The organism is Nocardioides sp., assembly GCF_030150155.1.
Lineage (GTDB): Bacteria > Actinomycetota > Actinomycetes > Propionibacteriales > Nocardioidaceae > Nocardioides.
This window is the reverse complement of the sequence record NZ_JASLGR010000034.1, coordinates 1-24,234: the sequence shown is the minus strand read 5'-3', so window position 1 is coordinate 24,234 and position 24,234 is coordinate 1. Positions and strand designations below refer to the sequence as shown.

At 70.6% G+C, this 24,234-nt stretch carries 25 protein-coding genes; 12 read left to right on the top strand and 13 right to left on the bottom strand.

The features are described from left to right. Positions 1 to 101: 101 nt before the first annotated feature. Positions 102 to 776 (top strand): hypothetical protein, encoded by a 675-nt coding sequence (locus Q1V88_RS10340; protein WP_300681095.1) that lies wholly within the window; start codon positions 102 to 104, stop codon positions 774 to 776. A 58-nt stretch (positions 777 to 834) separates the two neighbouring features. On the opposite strand, the gene Q1V88_RS10335 is transcribed toward Q1V88_RS10340, so the two are convergent. After that, complete coding sequence (locus Q1V88_RS10335) at positions 835 to 1,167, bottom strand: hypothetical protein (RefSeq protein WP_300681094.1); 333 nt, start codon at positions 1,165 to 1,167, stop codon at positions 835 to 837. 223 nt (positions 1,168 to 1,390) lie between these two features. Here Q1V88_RS10335 and Q1V88_RS10330 point away from each other — a divergent pair, with 223 nt between their 5' ends. Together Q1V88_RS10330 and Q1V88_RS10325 are read left to right on the top strand one after the other, a co-directional pair. Further along, positions 1,391 to 1,567: a DUF5302 domain-containing protein gene (locus Q1V88_RS10330; protein WP_300681093.1), complete on the top strand. Its 177-nt coding sequence runs from the start codon at positions 1,391 to 1,393 to the stop codon at positions 1,565 to 1,567. A 50-nt stretch (positions 1,568 to 1,617) separates the two neighbouring features. Continuing rightward, a complete protein-coding gene (locus Q1V88_RS10325) occupies positions 1,618 to 2,133 on the top strand; it encodes a DUF4279 domain-containing protein (RefSeq protein WP_300681091.1) in 516 nt (171 codons plus the stop codon). Here Q1V88_RS10325 and Q1V88_RS10320 read toward each other — a convergent pair. Genes Q1V88_RS10320 through Q1V88_RS10305 form a run of 4 tightly spaced genes read right to left on the bottom strand, consistent with a single transcriptional unit; the run spans position 2,121 to position 4,145 of the window. After that, positions 2,121 to 2,381 carry a Txe/YoeB family addiction module toxin gene (locus Q1V88_RS10320; RefSeq protein WP_300681089.1) on the bottom strand — a complete coding sequence of 87 codons (261 nt, stop codon included), beginning with the start codon at positions 2,379 to 2,381 and terminating at the stop codon, positions 2,121 to 2,123. The two genes, Q1V88_RS10325 and Q1V88_RS10320, sit on opposite strands and share 13 nt — an antisense overlap. Before the next feature lies 1 nt (position 2,382). Beyond that, positions 2,383 to 2,640 (bottom strand): type II toxin-antitoxin system prevent-host-death family antitoxin, encoded by a 258-nt coding sequence (locus tag Q1V88_RS10315; protein ID WP_300681087.1) that lies wholly within the window; start codon positions 2,638 to 2,640, stop codon positions 2,383 to 2,385. Positions 2,641 to 2,694: 54 nt separating this feature from the next. Beyond that, complete coding sequence (locus tag Q1V88_RS10310) at positions 2,695 to 3,564, bottom strand: RNA polymerase sigma-70 factor (RefSeq protein ID WP_300681085.1); 870 nt, start codon at positions 3,562 to 3,564, stop codon at positions 2,695 to 2,697. Then, the gene (locus Q1V88_RS10305) at positions 3,561 to 4,145 is read right to left on the bottom strand and encodes a carboxymuconolactone decarboxylase family protein (RefSeq protein ID WP_300681083.1); all 585 of its coding nucleotides are present in this window, start codon (positions 4,143 to 4,145) and stop codon (positions 3,561 to 3,563) included. Before Q1V88_RS10305 ends, Q1V88_RS10310 begins: the two co-directional genes overlap by 4 nt. Before the next feature lie 274 nt (positions 4,146 to 4,419). Between Q1V88_RS10305 and Q1V88_RS10300 the strand changes: the two genes are divergently transcribed. From Q1V88_RS10300 to Q1V88_RS10290, 3 genes are all read left to right on the top strand, one after another. Next, complete coding sequence (locus Q1V88_RS10300) at positions 4,420 to 4,719, top strand: hypothetical protein (protein WP_300681081.1); 300 nt, start codon at positions 4,420 to 4,422, stop codon at positions 4,717 to 4,719. A 25-nt stretch (positions 4,720 to 4,744) separates the two neighbouring features. Continuing rightward, positions 4,745 to 5,431 carry an ATP-binding cassette domain-containing protein gene (locus tag Q1V88_RS10295; RefSeq protein WP_300681079.1) on the top strand — a complete coding sequence of 229 codons (687 nt, stop codon included), beginning with the start codon at positions 4,745 to 4,747 and terminating at the stop codon, positions 5,429 to 5,431. Between the two features lie 68 nt (positions 5,432 to 5,499). Beyond that, a complete protein-coding gene (locus Q1V88_RS10290; RefSeq protein WP_300681078.1) occupies positions 5,500 to 7,584 on the top strand; it encodes a hypothetical protein in 2,085 nt (694 codons plus the stop codon). 84 nt (positions 7,585 to 7,668) lie between these two features. Here Q1V88_RS10290 and Q1V88_RS10285 read toward each other — a convergent pair whose 3' ends face one another. Beyond that, entirely contained in the window at positions 7,669 to 8,502 is an 834-nt protein-coding gene (locus tag Q1V88_RS10285) for an SDR family oxidoreductase (protein ID WP_300681077.1), read from the bottom strand. Between the two features lie 140 nt (positions 8,503 to 8,642). Here Q1V88_RS10285 and Q1V88_RS10280 point away from each other — a divergent pair, with 140 nt between their 5' ends. After that, on the top strand, positions 8,643 to 9,953 hold the full coding sequence (locus Q1V88_RS10280; protein WP_300681076.1) for an HNH endonuclease signature motif containing protein: 1,311 nt from the start codon (positions 8,643 to 8,645) through the stop codon (positions 9,951 to 9,953). Between the two features lie 59 nt (positions 9,954 to 10,012). Beyond that, positions 10,013 to 10,285 (top strand): hypothetical protein, encoded by a 273-nt coding sequence (locus tag Q1V88_RS10275; protein WP_300681075.1) that lies wholly within the window; start codon positions 10,013 to 10,015, stop codon positions 10,283 to 10,285. A 61-nt stretch (positions 10,286 to 10,346) separates the two neighbouring features. Here the strand turns inward: Q1V88_RS10275 and Q1V88_RS10270 are convergent, their stop codons facing one another. Then, positions 10,347 to 12,065 (bottom strand): long-chain-fatty-acid--CoA ligase, encoded by a 1,719-nt coding sequence (locus tag Q1V88_RS10270; RefSeq protein WP_300681074.1) that lies wholly within the window; start codon positions 12,063 to 12,065, stop codon positions 10,347 to 10,349. Positions 12,066 to 12,232: 167 nt separating this feature from the next. On the opposite strand from Q1V88_RS10270, the gene Q1V88_RS10265 reads away from it, so the two are divergent. After that, the gene (locus tag Q1V88_RS10265) at positions 12,233 to 12,685 is read left to right on the top strand and encodes a hypothetical protein (protein ID WP_300681073.1); all 453 of its coding nucleotides are present in this window, start codon (positions 12,233 to 12,235) and stop codon (positions 12,683 to 12,685) included. Here Q1V88_RS10265 and Q1V88_RS10260 read toward each other — a convergent pair. Together Q1V88_RS10260 and Q1V88_RS10255 are read right to left on the bottom strand one after the other, a co-directional pair. Further along, positions 12,672 to 13,880, bottom strand: a complete 1,209-nt coding sequence (locus tag Q1V88_RS10260; protein WP_300681072.1) for a HAMP domain-containing sensor histidine kinase — start codon at positions 13,878 to 13,880, stop codon at positions 12,672 to 12,674. The genes Q1V88_RS10265 and Q1V88_RS10260 overlap by 14 nt on opposite strands. A gap of 24 nt (positions 13,881 to 13,904) precedes the next feature. Beyond that, positions 13,905 to 14,591, bottom strand: coding sequence for a response regulator transcription factor (locus tag Q1V88_RS10255; RefSeq protein ID WP_300681070.1), 687 nt, complete (start codon positions 14,589 to 14,591; stop codon positions 13,905 to 13,907). A 127-nt stretch (positions 14,592 to 14,718) separates the two neighbouring features. Between Q1V88_RS10255 and Q1V88_RS10250 the strand changes: the two genes are divergently transcribed. The 3 genes from Q1V88_RS10250 to Q1V88_RS10240 all read left to right on the top strand — a co-directional run bounded on the left by Q1V88_RS10250 (position 14,719) and on the right by Q1V88_RS10240 (position 20,902). Further along, positions 14,719 to 15,237 carry a SigE family RNA polymerase sigma factor gene (locus tag Q1V88_RS10250; protein WP_300681068.1) on the top strand — a complete coding sequence of 173 codons (519 nt, stop codon included), beginning with the start codon at positions 14,719 to 14,721 and terminating at the stop codon, positions 15,235 to 15,237. Beyond that, positions 15,230 to 16,042, top strand: a complete 813-nt coding sequence (locus tag Q1V88_RS10245; RefSeq protein ID WP_300681066.1) for a hypothetical protein — start codon at positions 15,230 to 15,232, stop codon at positions 16,040 to 16,042. The genes Q1V88_RS10250 and Q1V88_RS10245 overlap by 8 nt, the downstream gene beginning before the upstream one ends. 207 nt (positions 16,043 to 16,249) lie before the next feature. Beyond that, on the top strand, positions 16,250 to 20,902 hold the full coding sequence (locus Q1V88_RS10240) for a S8 family serine peptidase (RefSeq protein WP_300681065.1): 4,653 nt from the start codon (positions 16,250 to 16,252) through the stop codon (positions 20,900 to 20,902). Positions 20,903 to 21,042: 140 nt separating this feature from the next. On the opposite strand, the gene Q1V88_RS10235 is transcribed toward Q1V88_RS10240, so the two are convergent. From Q1V88_RS10235 to Q1V88_RS10220, 4 genes are all read right to left on the bottom strand, one after another. Next, positions 21,043 to 21,966, bottom strand: a complete 924-nt coding sequence (locus Q1V88_RS10235) for an NAD(P)-dependent oxidoreductase (protein ID WP_300681063.1) — start codon at positions 21,964 to 21,966, stop codon at positions 21,043 to 21,045. Positions 21,967 to 22,032: 66 nt separating this feature from the next. Continuing rightward, the gene (locus Q1V88_RS10230; protein ID WP_300681061.1) at positions 22,033 to 23,025 is read right to left on the bottom strand and encodes a MarR family transcriptional regulator; all 993 of its coding nucleotides are present in this window, start codon (positions 23,023 to 23,025) and stop codon (positions 22,033 to 22,035) included. A gap of 4 nt (positions 23,026 to 23,029) precedes the next feature. Further along, positions 23,030 to 23,431: a DUF3054 domain-containing protein gene (locus Q1V88_RS10225; protein WP_300681059.1), complete on the bottom strand. Its 402-nt coding sequence runs from the start codon at positions 23,429 to 23,431 to the stop codon at positions 23,030 to 23,032. A gap of 61 nt (positions 23,432 to 23,492) precedes the next feature. Continuing rightward, the gene (locus Q1V88_RS10220) at positions 23,493 to 24,071 is read right to left on the bottom strand and encodes a YdeI/OmpD-associated family protein (protein WP_300681057.1); all 579 of its coding nucleotides are present in this window, start codon (positions 24,069 to 24,071) and stop codon (positions 23,493 to 23,495) included. Positions 24,072 to 24,234: the final 163 nt, after the last annotated feature.

The window sequence follows — 24,234 nt, the reverse complement described above, 5'->3', positions numbered from 1 at the left end:
GTCCACCGGATCCCCATCCTGGAGGGTTGTCCGCCCCCGAGCGCGGTGCTGTGATGAAGGCGACCCCTGCGGGAGCCGCGGGGCGGATCTCGGGAGGATCCATGCGCTGGAATGCCGCGTTCTCTATCGGCCTGACCGCGGTCGTCGGCCTCGGTCTGGGCACCGTCACGGCGGCACGTGCTGCTTCGGCGGAGTCCTCGACCGCTACCGGTGCTGCCACCACGACGAAGGTCACGGCACGTGACTTTCCCAGCGTCGCCTCGATGGGGCGCCTGATCCCACGCGCCGCGGGCGGGAGCCGCGAGCTCCAGCTGACCGGGCCGCTCCAGACCGTGAGCCCCGACTGCCTGGGCATCGGTGGCGTCACCGAGCACGCCGTCTCACAGCGTCTGATGCTCTACACCGGCCGGGGCGGCAGCGACCTCATCGCCCACCACGGCGTGGTGCCGGTCATCTCGGTGCACCTCTACGCCACCCGGGCCGAGGCCGCGGCGGCGTTGGGGGAGGCGTCGTCGTCGTACCGGGCCTGCTTCGGCCTCCACTCGAACGACTCGCTCGAGGTCAAGGTCGGCCGGCTCGCGGTCCCCACGATCGGGCGGGCGAGCGTCGGCTTCCGGTCGTGGAACGCGGCGCCGCACGGCGTGCGCTCGCACAACACGACGATCCTGGTGCAGCGGGGGCGCTACGTGGTCGAGTCCGACCTGATCAGCAGTCGGGCGCCTCGCCGGGCGCTGGCGGTGGCCGTGGCACGGCTGTCGGTGCGCGCTCTGGGGTGAGCCGTGCGTCGACCGGCGTACGACGGCCTCCTCCGCTGCCGGGAAGGAGCGGGCGCTCTCACCCAGCCGTGCGGGCGGACCGCTTCCTCAGTGCCCCGGTGGCGGCGCTGACGCCGCGACCGATCAGGCGGTGCGGCTTGCGGTTGGCCAGGTCCAGGAGGGAGTCGGCGATGCCCCAGGTGAGCTTGCCCTCGGAGAACTCGACCAGGGTTTCCAGGGGCAGGCCGAGGGTCATCTCCTCGAGGTCCTGACGCTCCTTCTCGGTCGCGACCGGAGGCAGCTGGCGCACGATCATCGACTTGAACGCGCGTCCGGGCAGCGTCGTGGCCAGGTCGTTGACCGTGGACTGGCGGGTGAACGGGCGGGTCGCGTTCGGTGAGGCGGTGGACATGGGTGCTCCTGTCGGGCCGGGGCTCGCGGTACGACACCGCGCACGGTACGGCGATCTTGCCTGATCCCGCGACCGAATACTAGAACGCGTTCTATTTTCATTCGTTCGAAGTGGCCGGCGTACGTCGGGGGTGCGGGCGTTCGGGAGAGAAAGGGGTTGTCCGGCGCTGCTGGGAGATGTCACGGTGGAGGTCTTCTAGGAGATCCGAGGAGAGGAGAGGCTCATGACGAATGAGGACCTCAAGGCCAAGATGAAGGAAGCCCTGGACCACAAGAACCACCGCGAGCAGGGCGTGCATGCGGCGTCGCCGGGCAAGGAGAAGGCCCAGGGCCCCGAGGTGGTGGACCGCAACGTCGGCACCCAGATGCATCGGCGCAAGGCCGGGGGCGGCGGGGCCTGAGCGGGCCGGCACTTCGCGCTCAACGGTGATGTCTGCGGCAGTATGCGGGTGTGATCCGGGCCTATCTACGCGTCGCCAGTAGCGATCTTCGTCTGGCTGAGATCACCGAGTTCCTGGGGATCCAGCCAGACGACTCGCATGACATCGGCGATCAGAGCCTCTCCCGTCCGACACATCGGTATCTGTGGTCGAGCTGGCAAAGACATCTCGATCTGGGTGAGAGCATCTCCGGCGGGACGGAAGGGCTCTCGTCGGCGATCGAAGGTTTGGAGTTCGGGCTGGCTGACGCCCTGGGCGTGCTCGCGGCGCGCTCGTGTGACGTTGCGCTGGTGGTCGTCCAGGAGCTGGATGACCGTGGCGACACCGGGCTCCATCTGACGGCGCCGGCGATCAGGTGGCTCGCTCGTGCGGGTGCGCTGGTGGACGTCGACCAGTACGTCGAGGGCGCTTCGTTCTCGCGGGCGGCGAGCAACTGGATCGAGGGTCGGATGTGGGACCTGCGCAAGGTTCGGTGGGCTCTGTTGCGAGGTGGTGGTGTTGGCCGCCGTAACGGTCAGCGACCGTAGTGATAGCGACACGCGGCAATGCGAATCTCGTCACCGGCCACCTTGTAGACGAGCCGGTGCTCGTCGGTGATGCGGCGCGACCAGTAGCCGGCGAAGTCGTGTTTCAGGGGCTCTGGCTTGCCGATGCCGTCGTTCTGGTGCCGCTGGATGTCGACGATCAGGAGGTTGATGCGTTTGAGCACCTTGCGATCCTGGGTCTGCCACCAGAGGTAGTCCTCCCAGGCGTTGGCGTCCCAGGTCAGCCGCATGTCAGTCGGTGTCGATCAGGTCGTGTGCCTCGCCTGCGCCGCTCTCAAGGCGCTCCATGGCATCGAGTAGGCGGCGAGCGTTGGCCGGCGAACGCATGAGGTAAGCGGTCTCGCGAAGCGACTCGAACTCCTCCAGGGACACCATCACGACGGGCTCGTGGCCGGCGCGGGTGATGACCACCTCTTCGCGGTCGTTCACGACGCTGTCGAGCACCTCCGCGTAGCGCGCGCGGGACTCGGTGTAGCTCAATGTCTTCACGGGGCAACCTCCTGTACAGAAAAGCGTACGTCGAGGTTCCGGGAGGCACAACCCTCACCTGCGCAGCTCGGCCTCCTCCGCCAGGCTCCCGAGCTTCTCCGGGTTCCGCATCGCGAACACCTGCGTGATCAGGCCGTCCTCGACGACGAGGCTGACCAGGGTGGGGCCTGACTTCGCGTCGTCGAACCGTACGCCGAGGGCCCCGTTGAGAACGACGGTCTCGATCGACGGGTCGGTGGTCCAGGCGGGGTAGGCGCGCAGCAGGTTGGCGACCTTCTTCAGCCCGACGATCGGGACCTTCACGGCGTTGGCGATGCCGCCACCGTCGGCCAGGAACACCACGTCGGGGGCGAGCAGGTCCATCAGCCCCTGCATGTCCCCGGTCGAGACGGCCGCGATGAACTGCGCCACGACGCGCTGCTGCTCGCCCCGGTCGACCTGCCTGCGTGGCCGGCGGGCGGCGACGTGGGACCGTGCGCGGTGCGCGATCTGCCGTACGGCGGCCTCGGACTTGTCCACCGCGGACGCGATCTCGGCGTACGGCACATCGAAGACCTCGCGGAGCACGAAGACCGCGCGTTCGGTGGGGCTCAGCGTCTCCAGGACCGTCAGCATCGCCAGCGAGACGCCTTCGGCGAGCTCGACGTCGTCGGCGACGTCGGGTCCGGTCAGCAACGGCTCGGGCAGCCAGGCGCCGACGTACTCCTCACGCTGGCGACGCACCGTGCGGAGGCGGTTCAGTGCTTGACGTGTGACGATCCGGACGAGGTACGCGCGCGGGTCGCGCACCTCGTCACGCTCGACGCCGTCCCACCGCAGCCAGGTCTCCTGGAGCACGTCCTCGGCGTCGACCGCCGAGCCGAGCATCTCGTAGGCGACGGTGAAGAGCAGGCTGCGATGGGTGACGAATGGGTCGTCGCTCATGCCGGCGACTGTACGTCAGGACGCTCCGCCAGCGGCCGCAGATCGCAGGTCGAGGCGAACCCCTCGGACTCGATCCCGAGCGCGATGTTGCCCCGGCCGGTCAGGTTCGCGAACCCGATCACGGAGGTCAGCTCGACCAGGGCGCCGGGGCCGAGCTGAGCGAGCAGCCCTGCGACCATCTCGTCGGTCACGGTCAACGGCGTGGAGCTCATCGCCTCGGCGTACGCGAACACGTCGCGCTCCAGGGGAGTGAACACGTCGGAGGTCCGCCAGCGCGGGATCTCCCGCGCCCGGTCGACGTCCAACCCCTCGTGCTGAGCCGCGAAGTAGTTGAAGTCCAGACACCAGGTGCAGCCGATGTACGACGCCACCGCCATGTGAGCGAAGGTCTTCAGGGACTCATCGCACTGGTGCCACTTCCGCACCTTCTGGCCGTAGCCCATCGACGCCTTCAGCACCGGCACGCTGTGCCACATCACGCCGACGGACTCGGGCACGCGGCCGAGCATCCGCTTGCTGATCAGCCTCACCGCGGTGCCGTAGGCGCCGGTGAGGGGCTTGGCGGGGATGCGAGTGGTCATGGTTCCTCCTGGGTTCGATGTCGTGTTGGCATGAAGACACCGGCCGAGGGGGAGTTGTGACAGGTCAAGTCTCTTCTTGTTGTCGAAGCCAGCTTTTTGCCGCGCTGTGTGCTGGTCGGCTTGTCACCGGCGTGACAAGTTTTTGAAATTGATCACCCAAGCTGAGGCGGTTGTCAAAACTTGTCAGCCATGAGTCATAAGTTTTTCTCGTCGCGCGTCGTACTGACGCGGCGCACGGCATTGAAATCAATGGTTCTGGACGGAAGGCATCTCCATGAAGGCAGTTGGGCTCGGCGTCGCCGGCATCGCGCTCCTCGCCTCTCCCGCGTACGCGAGTCTCGCTTCGGTGACGGGCGCACAGGCGTGGGACGACTCGGGGCACACCACCTTCAGTGTCAAGGACACTGCGTGTGACAGCAACAGCGTCTACGGCTACTGGAACAACACCAGCAACCGCCTCAACAACAGCAGCGGCTGCGGAACTACGGTCAAGAAGACGACGAGCGGAATCACCTCGGTGCGTGCTTGTGTCAACAAGCCGCTGGCCTCGGACCCGTGCAGCGACTGGAACTGATGGCTGACCTGGCACCGTGCGAATGATGAAGGTCTCCGGTGACGGCGCTGGTGCCGTGACCGCTCCTGCGCTCCGGGTTGAGGAGTTGGGCGTGATGCGGAGCCGACGTTCCGTCTTCCAAGGCCTCTCGTTCGACGTTCGGGCCGGCCAGTCGTTGGCGCTGGTCGGCCCGAGCGGCGCCGGAAAGACGAGTGTCCTGAACTGCGTGCTGGGTCTGCTTCGGCCCTCCTCTGGTCGGGTCCTGGTCCAAGGATCTGATCTGTACCGCCTCAGCGGAGGCGGGCGACGGCGCCTTCGCGCCTCAGCCGTGGGTGCTGTCTTTCAGCACGCCGAGCTCCTGCCGGAGTTGACGGCGCTGGAGAACGTCGCTGTCGCGGGCAGGCTAGGAGGGCTCTCCGCGGCGGGTGCGCGCGGCAGGGCCGTGGCACTGCTGGACGAAGTGGGGATCAGCGACGTGGATCGCTTCGCGACGGAGTATTCGGGAGGGCAGCGCCAGCGGATCGGGGTGGCCCGCGCTCTGGTGAATGAGCCGGCCCTCATCCTTGCCGATGAGCCGACTGCCTCGCTCGATCGTGAGACCGGTGACAAGGTGGCTGACCTCCTCTACTCACTCCCCGAGCGCACCGGATGCGCGCTCTTGCTCGTCACCCACGACCAGCGGGTCTACGAGCGTGCCGACAGCGTCGTACGCCTGGGAAGCGAGCAGGCGTGAAGCGTCGAAGGCCGTGGTTCCTTCGAGGACAGGGGTGGCACCGCCTGCTGGCCGTGGGGTGCGCTGTCATGATCGCGACCCTCGGCCTCGGTCTCCTCGGGATCGCGGCGTCCTTGGCACATGAGCGGGACGTTCGCGCCGAGGCCCTGCGGCCGATCCTGGCGGAGCCGGGTCAGCAAGGGCGTCTCCTGGTCTCGTTCGAGGGCTTCGCCACGGTGAACGATCACTCGATCATGGTCATCTCGATCTGGCCCTCCACCCCAGATGCACCCTTGCCACGCGGCGTAGCCCAGTGGCCGGCGCCGGGGCAGGCGGTCCTCTCGGCTGCCGCGGCTGAGACCCTCGGTTCCTCTGGACGGGCACGCTTCGGCGAGCCGAGTGGCCAGATCGCAGCCACTGGTCTGGAGACACCCGACGAACGCCGGGTCTACGTCCGCACCACTGCCGCAGCCTTCGACGCCACTCAGATGCGGCCGGCGCTTGGCTTCGGGCCGTCCGAGACGGTCTCGGACGGGTGGCACGGTCTGAGCGTCTTGAACGCTGTGACACCGGCCGAACTCATCGAACTGCTTCTTGCCTGCCTCGTGGTTCCGGGCGCGGTCGCGCTCGTGGCCGCCTGTGGAATCGGGAGCGAACAGCGTGCCCGCCGTGACCTGACCCTGCGAGTCCTCGGTGCCAGTCGCCTCCGTATCTTCGGGCTCCGCCTCGTGGAGGTGGTTCCCGCTGCGCTCGTGGGCGCCGCGGTCGCGGCAGTCGGCTTGCTTGTCCTCCAACGGATCGGCTTCTCCTCCGGTTGGCTCAACTTCTCGATGGCCGGAGTGGATGTCGGCGCGGGCTGGGAGCGGATCTCGTCACGGTTGCTCTGGGTGCCGATCATCGTGGTGATCGCGGTCGCTGCCAGCGGACTTCGTCCCTCTCGGATTGCCACGGTGCTGCCGTGGAAGGCACGAGACCGCGCGCCGATCGCCGCATTGATCGGCCTCCTTGGTGGACTGGTAGCGGTGGTCGTTCCGGCGCAGAGTCACACCGCTCAGGTCAGGACGCTGGCGTATGTCGTGGGGGTCGCGATCTTCATGCTGTTCGCTCCGAGCCTCGTCGCTGTGCTCCTGGGAGCGCTGGGTCGAGCAATCGCGTGGACGTCGGTGCGAACCGTCGCCCCTGGGAGTCTGATCGGCGGGCGCCGGTTGGGTCAGCTCCCGGGGCGGACCGCGAGGATGACGGCAGGGCTTCTGATTGGCATCGTTCTCCTGGGACAGGTTCAACTCTGGGTGAGCTCGATGAGCGTGCAGTATCGCGGTGCAGCCGAACTTCAGCGTGAGGTCGCCGGCCGGGTGCTCCAGGCCGACCCGTTGGGTGGGGGCGATGCCTTGGCCCGCCACCTGGAGAGGCTCCCGAACGACGTGGTCGCGGTGTGGGTCGGCCACGACGAGCGCGGCGGCGCGGTCCTCGAAGCGACCTGCCCTGCGCTGAACGCCCTTCGGCTCAGTTGCGACGCCACCACCCTTGAGGCTGACCGGACTCAGCAGCGCAGCGACGTCCTGTGGCCCGTCGCCCAGATCTACGGCATCGCCCCTGGCTCGGCGGTCAGACCTCTGGCCGCGGGCACGACCCCGAAGGGACTTGATGGCGTCGGCCTTGCGCTGGTCTCTGTCGACGGCCACCGTATCGACGCGAGCGCCGTTCAGCAGGGGCTGTACGCCGATGTGCCGGGGTTCATCCATGTGAGCGAGGTTGGGGACTCCTGGGTGAGCGGAGCATGGCAACCGATTCTCAAGGGCCGCTGGATCACGCTCTACAGCGCGTTGGGAATCGGGGTGTTGATGTTCGTCGCCGCCAATGTGGTGGCCGCGGACTCCCGAGATGGAAGCCGTACTCTGGGGCCGTTGCACCTGCTCAGCCGGGGTCGGCGGTGGTTGACCGGGCTGGTCGCGGTCCAGGTGGCCCTGCCCTTGGTGATCGCGACCGCGGTCGGCGTGGTGGGGTACTGGGTGTTGGCCGCGGGGATGAAGACAGGTGACCAGTACTTCGTTCCGTCCGCCTCGTTCGCCACGGTGCTGCTGGTGATGGGGGTTGTGATCGGCGTACTGGTGGCGTCGGCGAGTGCGGTGATCCTGACGCGCGCGTTGGAGCGGTGGGTGCCTGGGCGAGACTGACGAGACTGAGCAGGCTCGCCGTCGTTTCCTCGACGCCAGGGGCTACCCAGGTTGCCTGGCGGACGGGGGGTCAGGGCTTTGCGGTCAGCCCAACGTCAGCGCGCCGCTCCGCACCGCCGCGACCACGCCGCCGTCGACGGCGAGGTCGGTGCCCGTGATGAACGAGGCCTCCGAGGAGAGCAGGAATGCGGTGGCCGCGGCGATGTCGGCGGGGGTGCCGACCCGGCCGGTGCCCGAGGCCTGGATCATCGCCCGCATCCCGGCGCCCGACTCGCTGGCCAGCTCCTCGGCGCCCATCGGCGTCGAGATCACGCCGGGGCTGATCGAGTTCACCCGCGCACCGCGGGCACCCCACGCGATGCTGGCCGCTGCGACGCGGACCTGGTTGGCACGCTTGGCGATCGAGTACGCCTGGCCTCCGTCAGGCAGGTGGGCGAAGATCGGAAGGCTGGCGAGCTGCGCGGTCGGCGTCGTCGCCAGGGCCGCCTCGACCTCGGCAGGCAGCCGGCCCTGGGCGAAGAGGCCCGCCATGCTGGCGATCACGACGCCGGCACCACCGGGCGCGATCACGTCGGCGAAGGCGTCGAGCGTGTGCGCGACCCCCAGGAGATCGACGGCGAGGATCGCCTCCTTCGAGGCCTGGGCGGGGGAGAGGCCGGCCGTGTGGATCACCTGGTCGACCGAACCCAGTGCGGCGGCCTGGGCTGCCAGGGCTGTGACGGAGGCGGCGTCGCTGACATCGACCTGGGAGGTGACGACGTTGAAGCCCTCGCCGCTCAGAGCGTCGGCGACCGAGGTCAGCGCCGTCTGGTTGAAGTCGGCGATCAGCAGCTTCCTACCCGCGCCCTGACGCCGGGCGATGAGCTCGCCCATCCCGCCGACGCCGACGATGACAACGACGCTGGTGGGTGCGCTCATGCGGCGAGCGTATCGGGCGTCGATGTAGCGAGGGAGGCAGTTTCATCGGTCAGGTTGTGGGCCGCCAGGAAATGTCGGTGGGGGTGTCTAGGTTCGTGGGTAGACGACGACGCGCTGCGTGAGAGAGGGGTTGACCTGCAGTGACGTCACACACGACGGACCCGCACCCAGCCCAGGTGGTGGTGCGGCAGGCCGAGGCCGCGATAGCAGCCCTCGGTGAGATGGATGCTGGGCTGATGGAGCCGGCCGAGCGTGCCCGATTGATGGTGCGTTTGAGCGCCCTGATGGGTGCGGTGACAGTGGTGCGTGCCGGGCTGATCACGGCGGCCGCCGCTGAGGGTGGTGTTCGGACCGAGAGCGGCGCCCGGGCACCCGGGTGGTGGATCGCCGATGAGACGCGCCGTGGGCGGGCTGCGGCCCGCGACATGGTCGCCTTGGCCGATGCGCTGGTACGCCGCCCCCACGTGGCCACTGCCCTGAGGACGGGGGCGGTGGATCTGGCTCAGGCACCGGTGATCTGCCGCGCGATCGAGCAACTGCCTGACCACGTCTCGGCCGAGGTGGTCGAGGCCGCGGAGAAGCACCTGGTCGACCTGGCAGGCCGCTTCGATCCGCGTCAACTGCGGATCCTGGGCCGACGCGTCCTGGAGGCAGTGGACCCCGACGCAGCCGAGGCCCATGAGGGCCGACTGTTGGAACGCGAGGATGCGATAGCCCGCACAGCATGTCGGTTGTCCCTGCGCTCACGCGGTGATGGCACGACCCGGATCTGGGGCGTCCTGCCCGACCTGGCCGCCATCCGGCTGGCGAACTACCTCCACACCTTCACCAGCCCACGCCACCACAGCACCGACACCGCGCCACGAGGTGACTCCCGCCCGACCGAGGGCGACGTGGTCGATCCAGCCGACACCCAGGTCTGGCGCAAGATTCCCTACGGCCACCGACTGGGCAAGGCCTTCTGCGAGTTCCTCGACGCCATCGACCCAACGGACCTGCCCGATCACGGTGGCGAGTCGACCCAGTTGATCGTGACGATGTCGCTGGAGGATCTGCGTCGTGAGGTGGGTGCTGCCACCGTCCTCGGACCTGAGGGCGCCGAACGGATCTCAGCCGCCGAAGCCAGACGCCTGGCCTGTCGGGCTGGGATCATCCCTGCAGTGCTCGGCGGGAAGGACGAGGTGCTGAACCTGGGCCGAGAACGACGACTGGCCTCCCTGGCCCAACGCCGCGCGCTACGGCTCCGGCACCACACCTGCCAAGCCACCGGCTGCACCCGACCCGCCCGCTGGTGCGAGGCCCACCACCTCACCCCCTGGGCCGAGGGCGGCACGACCGACCTCAACGACCTCGTGCTGCTGTGCAGCGAGCATCATCACGTCATCCACGACCCGCAGGTCGGCTACACGCTCACCGAGGACGGGGAGGTCAGATTCCACCGACGGGAGTAGGAGCCGTCGCTCGCAGGATTTCCCTGCGAGCCTGCCGGAGTCTCCCTAGGGTGGGGCGTATGCCGAATGCCCTCACCAGCCGCACTGGGACCTCGCTTCCCGCCGCAGGCGTCGTCATGGCGCTGCTGGCGACGGCCGCGAGCGTGGTGGCGCTTGTGACCGGCGAGCTGTTCCTCGCTGCCAGCTGTGCGACGTTTGCTCTTGCGATGGTGTGTGGCCTCGCCTGGCAGCGGGTGACGAACCCGCGGGTCGAGCGATTCCTCATGGTGGCATGGATGGTGCTGCTGCCGCTCGGCGCCGGCGGCATGGGTGGCTGGACCGCGCACCTCTAGGATCCGCGCGCGCTTCAGGCCCGCAGACGCCTTCGAGTCGCGCTCTCCTCGTCCTCCGCGGCTACTCCTCGACCGCAGCCGCCCGGGTCGCCTTCCGGTCCGCGGTCAGGGTGTCCTTCACCACGCGGCGTAGGACCTTGCCGATCAGGGACTTGGGCAGCTCCTCCCACACGACGTACGTGCGGGGGCGCTTGTACTCGGCGAGGTGCTCGCGCGCGGTCTCGCGGGCAGCGTCCTCGTCGAAGGTGGCGCCCGGCTCCAGCACCACCACGGCGGTGACGACCTCGATGCCGCTGCCGCGGACCAGGCCGACGACGGCTGCCTCGGCGACGCCGGGCACCGTGGAGATGACCTTCTCGACCTCGGTGGGAGAGACGTTGAAGCCGCCGGTGATGATCAGCTCCTTCTTGCGGTCCACGACCGTGACGAAGCCGTCGGTGTCCTGCACGACGAGGTCGCCGGTGCGCAGCCAGCCGCCGTCGAGCAGCGTCGCCGCGGTCTCCTCGGGCCGGTTCCAGTAGCCCGCGAAGACCTGCGGGCCGCGGATCAGCAGCTCACCGGCCTCGCCCTGGGCCACCTCGATCGACGGCTGGTCGGGGTCGACCACCTTGATGTCGGTGGAGGGGAACGGCAGCCCGATGGTGCCGATCCGGCGGGTCCCGTCGAACGGGTTGGCCAGCGCCACCGGGCTGCACTCGGTCAGGCCGTAGCCCTCGTTGAGCATCGACCCGGCGAGCTTCTCCCACCGGCCCACGACCGCGTCGGTCAGCGTCATCGCACCCGAGATCGCGTAGACCACCTGGCTCAGGTCCAGCTTGCCCTCCTTGGCCACCCGCGCCAGCCGGTCGAACATCGGCGGCACCGCCGGCACGAAGGTCGGCGGGAACTGCTGGGCCGCGGTCTGCACCAGCTCGGGGTCGAACGTCGGGAAGAGCACCGCCCGCGACCCGGTCTCGACGGAGTAGATCACCGACAGCAGCAACCCGAAGGAGTGGAACATCGGCAGCAGCCCGTAGATCGAGCTCCCGCCGCGCGGGAACTCCGGCATCCACGCCGCGCCCTGACGCGCGTTCGACCACAGGTTGCGGTGGGTGATGATCGCGCCCTTCGGCGTCCCCGTCGTGCCCGAGGTGTACTGCAGGCAGGCGACGTCGTCGGCACCCGGACGCTCGCCCTCGGCACCGATCGGGGCCGAGCGCTCCAGCCTCTGGAACGGGATCGCGCCCGGTGCCGCAGCGGTCAGCTTCGCCCGCGACTCACGCGCCTTCGCGATCGGCAGCCGCAACAGCAGCTGCATCTTCAGCGGCATCGCTCGGGTGATGTCGACCGAGATCACGGTGCGGATCTCGAGGTCGGCCGGCAGTGACCGTACGACGGGCGCCATCTTGTCCCACGTGATCACGACGCTCGCCCGGTGGTCGCGGAACTGACCCTCGAGCTCGTCACGCGTGTAGAGCGGGTTGTGCTCGACCACGATCGCGCCCAGCCGCAGCACCGCGTAGAACGCGACCACGTGCTGCGGGGCGTTCGGCATGATCAGGGCGACCCGGTCCCCACGTCGTACGCCGAGATCGTGCAGGCCCTGGGCGACCCGCGCGACCCGGTCGCCGAGCTCGCCGTAGCTCACCGTCGCCCCGAAGAACGCGATCGCGTCCTGGGCGGCGTACTGCGCGACGCGCTCCTCCAGCAGGTCCACCAGCGAACCCGTCGCGACCTCGATCTGGTCCGGAGTGCCCGGGGCGTAGAACTGGGTCCAGGTGCGGTCGGCGTTCATCTGCATCCGTACAGGCTACGGAGGGGCGAGCCGGTCGGCGCCAGGTGGCCACGTAGTCTCCCCAGCAGCGGTCCCTGCGACTGTGAGGTGGTTGTGAGGCTCCTGCGCCGCGTGTGAGAGGGAGCCGCAGCACGCTGAGAGCGCACCACCCCTCTCGACCTCAAGGAGTCCTCATGATCACCAGCCTCACCCGCTCCTCGGCCTCCGCGCTGGCCCTCGTCGCAGCGCTGGCGACCGTCAGTGCCTGTGCCGCCACCGCCGCCGACGCCAAGCCGGTCGCGGCCACCACCTCGGCCCAGCGCACCGCCGTGAAGACGTACCTGATCGGCTGCCTCAACGAGCGCAGCGTGAAGCCCACGAGCGTCACCCTCGCCTGCGCCGACGACAACGAGAACCTCGACAAGCTGGTCTGGAGCACGTGGGGCGAGCCGCAGGCCACCGCCGTTGGCACCTGGGTCGCCAACACCTGCACGCCCTACTGTGCCGCGGGCAAGCTCGTGCGCTACCCGGTGACGGTCCGCGCCAGCCACCTCAAGCGGCACGAGTACCGCCAGCTCAGCATCACCTTCACCGGCACCGTCCCCTCCGGGCACCACCGCACCGAGGTCGTCTTCACCGCGAAGTGAAGACCACCGTGGCCCTGGCACCGCCCTCGGGGGCGTTGCTGAGCTCGACCCGGGCGCCCATCACGGCGGCCTGACGGGCCGCGATCACGAGGCCCAGCCCGGTGCCGCCGCCCTCGCCGTGGTGGAACCGGCGCGGTCCGTCCTCGAGCAGGTCCTGCGGGAAGCCGGGGCCGTCGTCGGCGACCACGATCCGGGCGCCGTCGACGCTGATCCGCGGTGCGCCGCCGCCGTGGCGTACGGCGTTGGCGACCAGGTTCGCCAGGATCCGCTCCACCCGGCGAGGTTCGGCCAGCACCGTCGCCGGATCGCGCACCTCGCTCAGGTCGGCCACCCCGAGCGCCTGGAGCGCCGCGTCGACAGCACCGTCGGGGCGGACCAGGTCCGTGATCGGGATCGCGACCAGGGCGACCTGCTCGTGGCCCGACTCCAGGCGCGAGACCTCCAGCAGGTCCTCCACCAGGGCCCGCAGCCGACCGACCAGCCGACGGGTGATGTCGGCCTCGGGGCCGGGTGGGAGCAGCTCGGCGGCACTGACCAGGGCGGTGGTCGGCGTACGCAGCTCGTGGGCGACCTCGCCGGTGAAGGCCTGCTCCTCGCGCAGCCGGGCGTCGAGGCTGTCGGCCATCGCGTTGACCGCCCGTCCCAGGGCGGCGGCCTCGTCGTGGCCAGTGGCGTGCACCCGGGCGGGGGAGCCGCGGCCGATGTCGGCGGCGGTCGCGGCGCTGCGGCGCAGCCGTCGCGACAGGCCGGTGCCGGCCGCCCAGCCGAGCAGGGCGGCCAGCGGTAGCCCGACCGCGGCGACAGCGATCATGCTCATCCGCAGCGTGCGTTGCAGCGAGGCGAGGTCGCGCCCCGACTCCTCGACCGAGACCAGGATCTGGGAGGAGAGCCGGGTGGCGGCCCACATGGTGTGGCCGTCGTAGTACGTCCAACGCTGGCCGACCGGCTCGGCACGCAACGGTGCCGGCGGTGCCTCCGGGTCGACCGAGGCCCCGAAGTCGAGGTCCCCGGTCAGGGAGTAGACCTGGGTGGCGGCGTCGAGGTGGGCGATCGCCTGGTCACGGAGCCGGTCGCGGGCGGCGTCGAGGGTCTCGTGGGAGATCACCAGCCCGGAGCCGATCATCAGCGCTGCGCTCACCACCGTCACCGACAGTGCGATCCGCAGTCGTAGCGAGCGCCACCAGCGAACCCTCATCGCCGGGCCTTCATCGCGCCGCCCTCATCGGCGCCCCATCCGGTAGCCCAGCCCCCGCACCGTCTCGACCTGGTCCGCGCCGATCTTGGCCCGCAGCCGCTGCACGGTGACCTCGACGACGTGGGCGTCGCGCCAGGCGGCGCTGCCCCAGACCAGGTCGAGCAGCCGCTCGCGGGAGAGCACCACGCCGAGGTTGTCGACGAACGCCTCCAGCATCCTGAACTCGGTGGCGCTCAGCGCCGCATCGGCTCCGCCGCGGGTGACCGTGGCGCCGAGTCGGTCGATCACCAGATCACCGCGCCGCACCAGGTCGTCGGCCGGGGCAGGAGCGCTCCGGCTGCGGCGTACGACGGCACGCAGGCGCGCCGCGAGCACGTCCCCGTCGAAGGGCTTGACCACGTAGTCGTCAGCGCCGGCCTCCAGCCCCGCGACCTGGTCGTGGCTCAGGTCCCGCGCCGTCAGCATCACGATCGGCAGCGCGCTCCACGCCGCCGACTCCCGCAGCCGCCGGGTCAGGGTGATCCCGTCCATCCGCGGCATCACGACGTCCACCAGCGCGACGTCGGCCGGCGCCTGGGCGAGCAGCTCCAGCGCCGCGATCCCGTCGGGCGCGACCCGCACCGCACAGCCCTGCTGCTCGAGCACCAGTCGGGTGGTGACCTGGAGGTCCGGGTCGTCCTCGACCACCAGGACGTGCAACGGCTCGGACATGTCTCCAGTGTGGTCGAGGAACGACGATCCCTGTAACGCCGTGCCGAGGGTGGTGCGTCTGAGTTCATGAAGGGCCGCCCCCGTGGCGGCCAGACTCAGCACAGGACGACTCCGACGAGGTGGGCCGATGACGCACGACCAGGACGGGTTCCGATCGTTCGCTGCCGAGTGGATGGCGGCCCTGCACCGTTCCGCGCTCTTCCTCGCCGGTGACCCCTACCTCGCCGAGGACCTCGTCCAGGAGACCCTGGAACGGCTCTACCTGGTGTGGGGACGCCGCGACATCGAGCATCCGGCGGCGTACGCCCACACCACCCTCACCCGGGTCTTCCTGTCGGCGAAGCGACGGCGCAGCTCGACCGAGCAGCCCGTCGACCGCATCCCCGAGGGCAGCTACGACGACTCCGACGTGGCGGCCCGGCTCGACCTCCAGCGGGCGCTGGCCGACCTCACCCCGCGGGACCGGGCGATCGTGGTGCTGCGCCACCTGGAGGACCGCTCGGTCGACGAGGTCGCCGCCACCGTCGGCATCTCCCCGGGCGCGGTCCGGGTCCGTTCCAGCCGCGCGCTGGCCCGGCTGCGTGCCGTCGTCGAGCGCCACCCCACCCCCGAAGCCACCACTGCGAAAGGCCCCTGCCATGACTGACCTGATCCCGTACGACGACCAGCTCGCCGCCCAGGTGAACGCCCTGTTCCAGCGTGCCGCGGCCACCGTGCCCGCACCGCGCGCCGACCTCGTCGACGCGGCGATCGGTGGCGCGCAGGCTCGGCTCAGCACCCAGGAGCACGCTCGGGAGAGCCACCCCCGCGGGCGGCGGATCACCGGGATCGCGGCCTCCCTGGTCCTGGTCGGAGGCCTCGGCGCTGCCGCCGGGGTGGCCGCCACCCATGCCGGTGGGGCGGGCCGGACGACCTCGGGCACGCAGACGCGTCCGGCCGCTGTCACCTCCGCCCTCTCGGCGGCGCAGATGGGACCGACCCTCGCCCGGACGCTCGTCGCTGCGGGACAGGTCGACGACGTCGCCCAAGTCAGCCTCGGTGGGGCGCCGGCGTGGATCCGGAGGGTCGCCGGGGCGTTCGACCTCGCCCTGTCGACCGCGGATTCCTCGGTGCGCACTGCGTCGGCGACGTACCGGCAGAGCGGACGGGAGGCGCAGGTCGCGGTCATGATCGAGCACCGCACCACCGCGGTGCCGATCACCGCCACCGTGCCCGGTGACCTGGTCGGCTCCCGGGGCGGGACTGTCGAGCGCACCGACCGTGGGATCGTCCTCACTCAAGGTGCGCGCTTCACCGGCCGTGATCGCAGTCCGGTGCCGTCGTCCGGCCCGGCGATCGTGTCGCTGCTGATCGCCGACGGGACGATCGTGCGGGTGACCACGCCCGACCAGGGGGTGGTCCCGGTGACCGCGCTGACCGCGATCGCCCAGGATCGGGCCTGGCTCGGCTGACCCGACAGCGGGCCGGTGGGGGAGTGGAACGCCCCGCCCGCCCACGCCAGCCTCCCCTCGTTTCGGTATCCACCCCGCGCGACCCCTGGCGCTTTTGCTTCATGCCGCAAACAGCGCACCCCTGACGCATCCCGCTCAGGGGCGCCGCGGGAAAGAGTGTGACGGCGGTCACCTGGCCGTTCATGACTCTGACACGAGGAGATCACCATGCGGTTGAGAACAGGCCGGCTGGGGGTGAGCGCGGGTGCGGTAGCCGTCCTGCTCGCGTCCTCCCTCTCTGCTGCAGCCACCGCGGCGACGGCGAGCCCGTCGAGCACGCCCAGCGCGTCGGGCACGTCGTCGGCCGGCGGCGCTGTCACGCAGAAGTCCACCGGCGTCGCGGCGGGCACCGACGTGCCCAGCGGCGCGGTGATGGTGCTGCTGAAGAACCAGCTCGACGGCACCCCGGCAGACCCGTCCCACATCGGTGCGCGCCGTTCCGCCGCGACCGGCCAGCAGAGCGGGGTCCTGCGCGATGCGGGCGTCTCCCTCACCGGCGCCCAGCACTTCACCCTGGTCAACGCCGTCGCCACCACGGTGACCCCGGCCCAGGCGCAGAAGCTCGCGCAGGACCCGCGGGTCGCCTCGATCGTGCCGAACACGCGTGTCGACGTGACCAGCCCTGCGACCGCCGCCCAGGCCACCCGGGAGCAGACCGGACGCAAGGGCGGCCCGAAGAAGCAGCCGTCGAAGGTCCCCACCGCGAAGACCGACCCGTACGCGATCTGCCCCTCCGACCCGGCCAAGCCGATGCTCGAGCCCGAGGCGCTGACCGCGATCAAGGCCGCCAGCACCGACGGCAGCGACGCCGCCTGGGACCACGCCACCGGCAAGGGCGTCAAGGTCGCCGTGATGGCCGAGGGGATCGACCCGACCGCACCCGACTACCGCCGTGCCGACGGCACCAGCGCGATCGTCGACTACCAGAACTTCTCCGGCGCCCCGGAGTCCTCGGTCCAGTACGGCGAGGAGATCTTCGGCGACGCCTCCTCGATCGCGGCCCAGGGCACCGTGGTGCACGACCTCGCCGACTACGTGCACGTCTCGCACGCCCTGCCGCAGGGCTGCACCATCCGGATCAAGGGCGTCGCCCCCGACGCCGGCATCGTCGCCCTCAACATCCTCGGCGGCGGCACCGGCACCGACGACTCGCCCAGCTATGCGCTGCCGAGCGTGATCGCCCAGGCGATCGACTACGCCGTCACGGTCCGGCACGTCGACATCCTGAGCGAGTCGATCGGCCAGAACGCGATCCCCGACGAGTCCACCCGCGCCGCCGTGCAGCAGTTCAACGACGCTGCCGTCGACGCCGGCGTGACCGTGGTCGCCTCCACCGGCGACGCCGGCGTGACCGGGACGATGGGCTCGCCCTCGGTCGACCCGAAGGTGATCGGTGCGGCCGCCACCACCACGCTGCGGGCCTACGAGCAGATCGGCTACACCGGCACGCTGTTCGCCAAGCACCGCTGGATCAACGGCAACATCTCGTCGTTCTCCTCCGGCGGCTTCTCCCAGTCCGGCAAGCTCCCCGTCCTGGCCGCCCCCGGTGACTCCGGCTGGGCTGCCTGCACCGACAAGCGGGACAAGCCCGGCTGCGCCGACAACAAGGGCGGGGCCTCCTCGATCGAGCTCTTCGGCGGCACCAGCCAGTCGGCCCCGTTCGTCGCCGGTGTGGCAGCCCTGGTGGTCGACGCCTTCAAGTCCAGCCACCACGGCACCGCCCCGACCCCGGCCCAGATCCGTCAGATCATGACCGCCACCGCCACCGACATCGGTGCCCCGGGCCAGCAGCAGGGCTCCGGTCAGGTCGACGCGCTCGCCGCCGTCACCCTGGCGCGGACCTTCGGCCAGCGCACCGGTCCGGGCACCGCGGCGCTCACCACCGACGTCGACCAGCTCCAGGTCACCGGTGCCCCCGGTGCCGCGGTGAGCCGGAACGTCACGATCACCAACCAGTCGAACAAGAAGGTCTCGCTCGCGCCGCGGCTGCGGCAGCTGGTGCCCGCCAGCTACGTCAACGCGTCGACCGCTCTGGCCAAGGACGGACCGACCTTCCTCGGTGCGGGGGGTGCCGTGACGACGTACAAGAAGGTGACGTTCGAGGTGCCGAAGGGGATCGACCAGTTCGCACTGCGCTACGCCTATGGCGCCAAGGGCACCGAGACGGTCGACTCGCCCTACACCGCGGTGAACATGAGCCTGATCTCACCCGACGGCTCCTACGTTGGCAACACCCGTCCGCAGAACGGCGTCGCCGCCACCGGTACGTCGGCCTACGGACGCTTCGACGTCGTGCACCCGGCAGCAGGGACCTGGACCGCGGTCTTCGCCTCCGCGCCGAGCCAGCGCAACGCCACCTTCGGCGCCCCGGTCGCGACGGTGCCGTACGCCGGCCCGATCGACTACCGCGTCGACCTCAACCGGTGGCAGAACACCGGCGTGGTGACGCCCGCGCAGGTCACCCTCAAGGGGCACGCCAGCGCCACGGTCAAGGTCACCTCGGCGCTGCCGCAGGCCTCCGGTGACTCCACCATCACGCTCGGCCTCGGCGCCCCGCGCGGCGTCACCGCTCCGGTGATCCCGATCTCGCAGCGCGTCGTCGTCCCGCTGAGCGCCACCGGCGGCCGGTTCACCGGCACCATGACCGGAGGCAATGGTCGTGGCGGTGCCCCGGCCCAGCAGGACACGTTCGCGATGACGGTGCCGTCGGGCAAGCAGAGCCTGCAGGTGAAGGTCGCCTTCCCGCTCGGCTACGAGGCCCAGGGCCTGCGGGTCGGCCTGGTCGACCCCAACGGCATCGTCCAGGCGGTCCAGTCCAACGCCTCGGTGGCGGACGCCGGCTCCAGTGCCACCCTCAACGTCGCCCGTCCGGTGGCCGGGGACTGGAAGATCGTGGTCTGGCAGCTCGTCACCACCTTCGGCCGCCAGGTCTCCACGCCGTACGTCGGCACCATCGGGTTCGACAACTCGGGCGTGTCCAGCTCGGGTCTGGCCGCGCTCGGCACGAACGCCCCGCTGACCACGCTGCCGGCGGGTCAGGAGACCCGGGTGAACGTGACGGTGCGCAACGACTCCTCCATCACGCAGTCCTACGGCATCGACCCGCGGACGGCGTCCCTGGAGTCGGTGACCTACCCCAGCTACACCGCGAAGATGCCCGCCGACGTGCTCGGCATCTTGGGTTCGCTCAACGTCGCTCCGCAGACTCGGCGGCTCGATGTCGCGATGACGGCGCCGGTGGCGATCCAGGCCTCGGTGGCCGGTCCCGGCACCCAGCTGGCGTTGGCCGGCACCAGTGCCGTCGGCCGTGCCGCCCAGCCGAGCAACGGGTCGGCGACCTCAACCGCGACGCTCAGCTCGGCGTCAGGTCAGCTCACCCCCGGCCTCTACAGCACGCAGCCGGGCAACGTCGGGCCGTTCGGTGCCGACGGCGCACCGAAGGCGACCGCGACGATCAGGCCGACCGCCTACACCGCAGGGTTCGACACGGCGGTGCGGACCGATCTGGGTGACCCGTACCTGCCCACCTCCGACCCGATGGTGGCGCACACGTTCGACGTGAAGCCGGGGGCGACGGCGACGGTGACTCTGCGGATCGACCCGCAGGCGGCCGTCGGTAGCACGGTCACCGGACGTATCAACGTGATCACGTTGGGCGACACGGGCCTGTTCAGCCTGATCCTGCCCTACCTGACTGCGACCGATCAGGTGGTCGACTCCTTCGACTACCGGTACAAGGTCGGTGCCGCGCAGCCCCAGGTGGCCGGCACGGTCACCGGCAGCAATGGTGCCGCGATCGGGGGAGTCACGGTGAAGGCGTTCGATGCCAGTGGCGCGATCGTGCAGAACGGTCTCACCGCCGCCGACGGCACCTACCGTCTCGGTGGACTGACCGCCGGCACGGCGTACAGCGTCTGCTTCGACCCGTCCTCGGTGACGCCGAAGTCGACCGCGAAGGCGCAGTGCTGGAAGGACGTCGCCTGGGACGGCACGACCGCTCCGAGCGGGGCGACCCCAGTCACCGCGCCGGCACCGGGCAGCCCGGTGACCGGGATCGATGCGGTGCTGCAGATCCCGACCTCGGTCGCCGGGCGGGTGCTCGACTCGGCCGGCAACCCCATCGCCAACGCGATGGTGATGTTGGGTGACACCACGACCGGTGTGGTCGACATGAGCTCGCTGAAGCTCACCGATGCGACCGGGTCGTTCAGCTACGACCAGCCGGCCGCGACGTCCACGATCTGTGTGCAGACCTTGCTGCTGCCCGCTTCCACCGAGCACCCGCGCGGCCTGGTGAGCCAGTGTGGCGGGGCGGCGTGGGCCTACCGGGGGACCGGGGCCGAGGTTCCGGCGACGGCGGCACCGTTCAGCCTGGTCGAGGGTCAGGTGAACACCCGAGACGTCGTGCTCCGCGACGGTGCCAGCGTGACCGGCACCGTGCTCACCTCCGATGGCACCCCGAAGGCGGGCGTCATGGTCGTGGCGCTGGCCAAGGACGGCGGCATGTACGGCGGCATCGGGGCGACCGACGACGTCGGGCACTACACCGTGATCGGCCTGCCGGCCGAGTCGCTCGGGATCTGCGCCGGCGTCCCCACCGCGGCGACCCTGACGTGTGCGCCCGACAAGGCGGTGAGCGACGCCAACGTGCCGCTGCCGACCGGGACCACGCTGCTGACCCCGCCTGCCGGGGGCACGGTGACGGGTCCCTCCTTCACCCTGCTGCCCCAGTCGGGACCGGCCGCCGGAGCAGCGGCCACCAACGGTGCCGCGGCCCAGCTGCTGCACCTCAAGGAGGTGCTGACCGCTCACGCGAAGTGAGCGTGACGCCTGAGACCCCGGTATCCGGAGTCTCTGGAGTGAACGGGTGACACCGGCGAAGGCCCCTCCTGTGGGAGGGGCCTTCGTGTGTCGTGGGCCGGTCGGGTGTGGCTCAGCCTCCGGTCTGGCCCGGCTCTGGCTCAGTCGAGCGCGGCCACCATCTCCGCGATCATCGGGGCGACGTCACCGCGGCGGTAGCCCAGCAGCGCCACCTCGTCGGCGTCGGGCTCGTAGGCGACCACGTTGCCGCGACCGGGCACGATCGCCCAGTCGGGCAGGAACGGGTGCTCCTCGTCGCGCTCCTCCAGCACCCGGCCCGAGCCGGAGGCGGCGAAGACCAGGTTGAAGAAGTCGACGAAGCGCAGGTTCTCGTCACCGATCAGGTACGCCGTCCCGCCTTCGCCTCGGGCCAGGGCGCCGGAGACGGCCTCGGCGACTGAGCGCACCGACATGTAGTTGGTGCCACCGGCCGGAGCGAAGTCCGGGATCTTGCCGGCCAGGTCGCCGTTGGCCCAGCGCAGCTGGCCCTTGAGCTGCTTGACCGAGCCGCCCGGCGCGGCGCCGACGATCGACGGCGGGTTGAGGGTGATCGCGGCGAAGGTCTCGTCCGACAGCGCACGCGCGCCGTCGTCGGCCGCCTTGCGCGCAGCGACGTACTCGTTGCTGACCAGGTCGGGGCGGACCTGGTGGTAGTAGGAGCCGATCTGGACGAAGCGCTTCACCCCCGCGGCCTTGGCGCGCGCGGCGATGTTCGGGACGCCCTCGATTTGGTACGTCCTCCAGAAGTCGTCGTCGCCGGGCCCACCCGCGTGCCGGATGTCCTGCCCGGCGGCGAAGACGACGGCGTCGAAGCCGGTGAGCTCCTCGACGGTGAGGCCGCCGGTGGCGTAGTCGCCCTCCAGGAAGGCGAACCCCTCGACCCAGGAGCCCTCCGCCGGGGCGTTGCGGCCGGCGATGGTGACGTCGTTGCCCTGCTCGGCGAGCAGGCGGGCGACGTGCTGGCCGATCATGCCGGTGCCGCCGACGACGAGGATGCGGGACTGGGGAGGGAGGTGGGTGCTCACGCTGTCACCCTGCCGGGGGAGCGGGCGGCATGGTGCCGAGGTCCCACGTAGCGGCACTGCCGTGGCTCAGAGCCAGCCCCGACGGACCGCCTCGGCCCCGAGCTGGAACCGCGACCCGACGTTCACCCGGGCGCACAGGTCGGCGATGGTGCGGGTCACGGTGCTGCGCGAGATGCCGAGCTGGTGGGTGATCCGGGCATCGCTGGCACCTCCGGCGAGCAGGGTCAGCAGGGCGCGGTCGCGCTCGCTGAGGTCGGAGGCGACCAGGTCGCTCGGCGGGGAGATCGGCGCGGCGGTCCGCCAGACCAGCTCGAAGACCTCGATCAGGGCGCGCAGCAGTCCCGAGGGGTGCACGATCAGGCTGGAGCCGTCGGCATGCCGGACCGGGTCGAGCGGGAGCAGCGCCCGGTCGTCGTCGAACAGGTAGAGCTTCGTCGGCAGCTGGTCGACCATCCGCGCCTCCTCCCCGGCGGCCACCGCACGCAGCGTGCTGGCCGCATGCACCGGGTCGTCCCACAGCGACTGCTCGTAGACCACCCGGTAGCGGATCCCGGTCGCCATCCGGGCCGACTCCCGGTCGATCTGGGCGTCGACGTCGGCCGGGTCCGACACGGTGTAGTGCGGGGCCCGGTCGAAGGCCCGCACCATCGAGGTGGTGCGGGCCAGCAGCTCGTCGGTGCGTGAGACCAGGACCGAGGAGTGCGGGATCAGCTCGATGCCCTCGTAGTGGGTGCCGCCGCGCTGGGCCACGAAGAGCTCGTCGAGGCGACGGGTGACGTCGTGGTGCCGGGCGAGTGCCTCCAGGGAGGCACGCTGGGCGGCGAGCAGGTCGGGCAGGTCGTCACCGGGACGCAGCACGTCCCAGCCCGCGGGGGAGGACTGGGCCAGACCCGCAGTGGTCAGGTCGTCCAGAAGACGGCGTACGACGCTGGGCGCGAGGCCACTGTGCTCAGCGAGCTCGGCGGGGTCGGCGCCCGGGTGATGCAGCAACGTCCGGTAGAGGTGTCGATGCTCGGAGCCCAGGTCCGCCCTGGACCCCACGGCCGGGCCCGAGGTCATGGCGCTACGGTCGCACACCCCGGCGGCCCAGCGCGGCAGCCACCGCGCGCCAGCCGAGCAGGAAGACGCCGGTGAAGACCGTGGTCACGATGATGAAGGAGAACGCCGTGCCCTTGTCGGTGAGGTGACGCAGCACCATCCCGCCGACGACGGTGCAGACCCAGACCACGACCCCGGCCGGGATCGAGGCGGCGGCACGGCGCAGCGCGGCGAGGTTGATCAGGTGGCCCAGCGCACCGCCGACCAGGAAGGGCCAGGCGGTCCGCAGCACGCCGGTGACGGCGTCGCCCTCGTCGTGGCTGCGACGGCCGATCGCGGCGAAGACCACGATCACGATCAGGTCGAGCAGCAGCACCCAGACCAGGCCCAGGTCGCGGCGCGGACGGGTGGTCGACGGGGTGCTCATGTCTCCATGATCCCCGCCGCTCCTCGGCGTGGCGACTTCGCCCTCATCGTGGCCGTGCCGCTCACTGCGGGTAGTACGTCTCGCCGCGCTCCAGCATCGCGACGTAGGCGGCGATCTTGCGCTGGCGCCCGGCGTCGGTGGTGAGGGCCTGGTAGCGGTGGTAGAGCGCGAACCGGTTCTGTGAGGTGAGGGTCGCGTAGGTGGCGGCAGCGGCCGGGTTCGCCGCGATCGCGTCGAGGACCTCGGTCGGCAGCTCGGCGGTCGCCGGGCCGGCGTACGCCGCCTCCCAGCGGCCATCGGCCTGGGCTGCCGCCACGGCAGCCCGCCCCGCCGGCTGCATCAGACCGGCCGCCTCCAGGCGGGCGACGTGTCCGACGTTCCGCGCCGACCAGCGGCTGCGCGGCCCGCGCGGCGTCCACCGCTGGAACGTGGTCTGCTCGTCACGGCGCCGGGTCTGGCCGTCGATCCAGCCGAAGCAGAGCGCCGCGTCGAGAGCAGCGTCGTAGTCCAGGTCGGTGACGGTGCCGCCCTTGCGGGAGAGCACCAGCCAGACCGCCGCGGTGTCGGCGTGGTGCGCCTCCAGCCAGGCGCGCCAGGCCGCGGCGTCGGGGAACAGCAGCTCCTCACCGGACAAGGCCATGTCGCGACCCTAGCTCCAGCCGCCGACATTTAGCCTTTGAGTGGGTCCGCGGGCGGGCCGAACGTCCGACCGGGACACGTGGTGATCCCTGACTTCTGAGTGGTCGTCCGCGGGCCCGGTGTCTGGTCGAGCGGTGTCCTTGTTCGGGAACTTGGAGCCAGCC

Coding starts and splice junctions, on each gene's coding strand:
- Q1V88_RS10340 (WP_300681095.1), top strand. CDS start 102: ATGCGCTGGAATGCCGCGTTCTCTATCGGCCTGACCGCGGTCGTCGGC.
- Q1V88_RS10335 (WP_300681094.1), bottom strand. CDS start 1,167: ATGTCCACCGCCTCACCGAACGCGACCCGCCCGTTCACCCGCCAGTCC.
- Q1V88_RS10330 (WP_300681093.1), top strand. CDS start 1,391: ATGACGAATGAGGACCTCAAGGCCAAGATGAAGGAAGCCCTGGACCAC.
- Q1V88_RS10320 (WP_300681089.1), bottom strand. CDS start 2,381: ATGCGGCTGACCTGGGACGCCAACGCCTGGGAGGACTACCTCTGGTGG.
- Q1V88_RS10310 (WP_300681085.1), bottom strand. CDS start 3,564: ATGAGCGACGACCCATTCGTCACCCATCGCAGCCTGCTCTTCACCGTC.
- Q1V88_RS10305 (WP_300681083.1), bottom strand. CDS start 4,145: ATGACCACTCGCATCCCCGCCAAGCCCCTCACCGGCGCCTACGGCACC.
- Q1V88_RS10300 (WP_300681081.1), top strand. CDS start 4,420: ATGAAGGCAGTTGGGCTCGGCGTCGCCGGCATCGCGCTCCTCGCCTCT.
- Q1V88_RS10295 (WP_300681079.1), top strand. CDS start 4,745: ATGAAGGTCTCCGGTGACGGCGCTGGTGCCGTGACCGCTCCTGCGCTC.
- Q1V88_RS10290 (WP_300681078.1), top strand. CDS start 5,500: ATGATCGCGACCCTCGGCCTCGGTCTCCTCGGGATCGCGGCGTCCTTG.
- Q1V88_RS10285 (WP_300681077.1), bottom strand. CDS start 8,502: ATGAGCGCACCCACCAGCGTCGTTGTCATCGTCGGCGTCGGCGGGATG.
- Q1V88_RS10275 (WP_300681075.1), top strand. CDS start 10,013: ATGCCGAATGCCCTCACCAGCCGCACTGGGACCTCGCTTCCCGCCGCA.
- Q1V88_RS10270 (WP_300681074.1), bottom strand. CDS start 12,065: ATGCAGATGAACGCCGACCGCACCTGGACCCAGTTCTACGCCCCGGGC.
- Q1V88_RS10265 (WP_300681073.1), top strand. CDS start 12,233: ATGATCACCAGCCTCACCCGCTCCTCGGCCTCCGCGCTGGCCCTCGTC.
- Q1V88_RS10260 (WP_300681072.1), bottom strand. CDS start 13,880: ATGAGGGTTCGCTGGTGGCGCTCGCTACGACTGCGGATCGCACTGTCG.
- Q1V88_RS10255 (WP_300681070.1), bottom strand. CDS start 14,591: ATGTCCGAGCCGTTGCACGTCCTGGTGGTCGAGGACGACCCGGACCTC.
- Q1V88_RS10250 (WP_300681068.1), top strand. CDS start 14,719: ATGACGCACGACCAGGACGGGTTCCGATCGTTCGCTGCCGAGTGGATG.
- Q1V88_RS10245 (WP_300681066.1), top strand. CDS start 15,230: ATGACTGACCTGATCCCGTACGACGACCAGCTCGCCGCCCAGGTGAAC.
- Q1V88_RS10240 (WP_300681065.1), top strand. CDS start 16,250: ATGCGGTTGAGAACAGGCCGGCTGGGGGTGAGCGCGGGTGCGGTAGCC.
- Q1V88_RS10230 (WP_300681061.1), bottom strand. CDS start 23,025: ATGACCTCGGGCCCGGCCGTGGGGTCCAGGGCGGACCTGGGCTCCGAG.
- Q1V88_RS10225 (WP_300681059.1), bottom strand. CDS start 23,431: ATGAGCACCCCGTCGACCACCCGTCCGCGCCGCGACCTGGGCCTGGTC.
- Q1V88_RS10220 (WP_300681057.1), bottom strand. CDS start 24,071: ATGGCCTTGTCCGGTGAGGAGCTGCTGTTCCCCGACGCCGCGGCCTGG.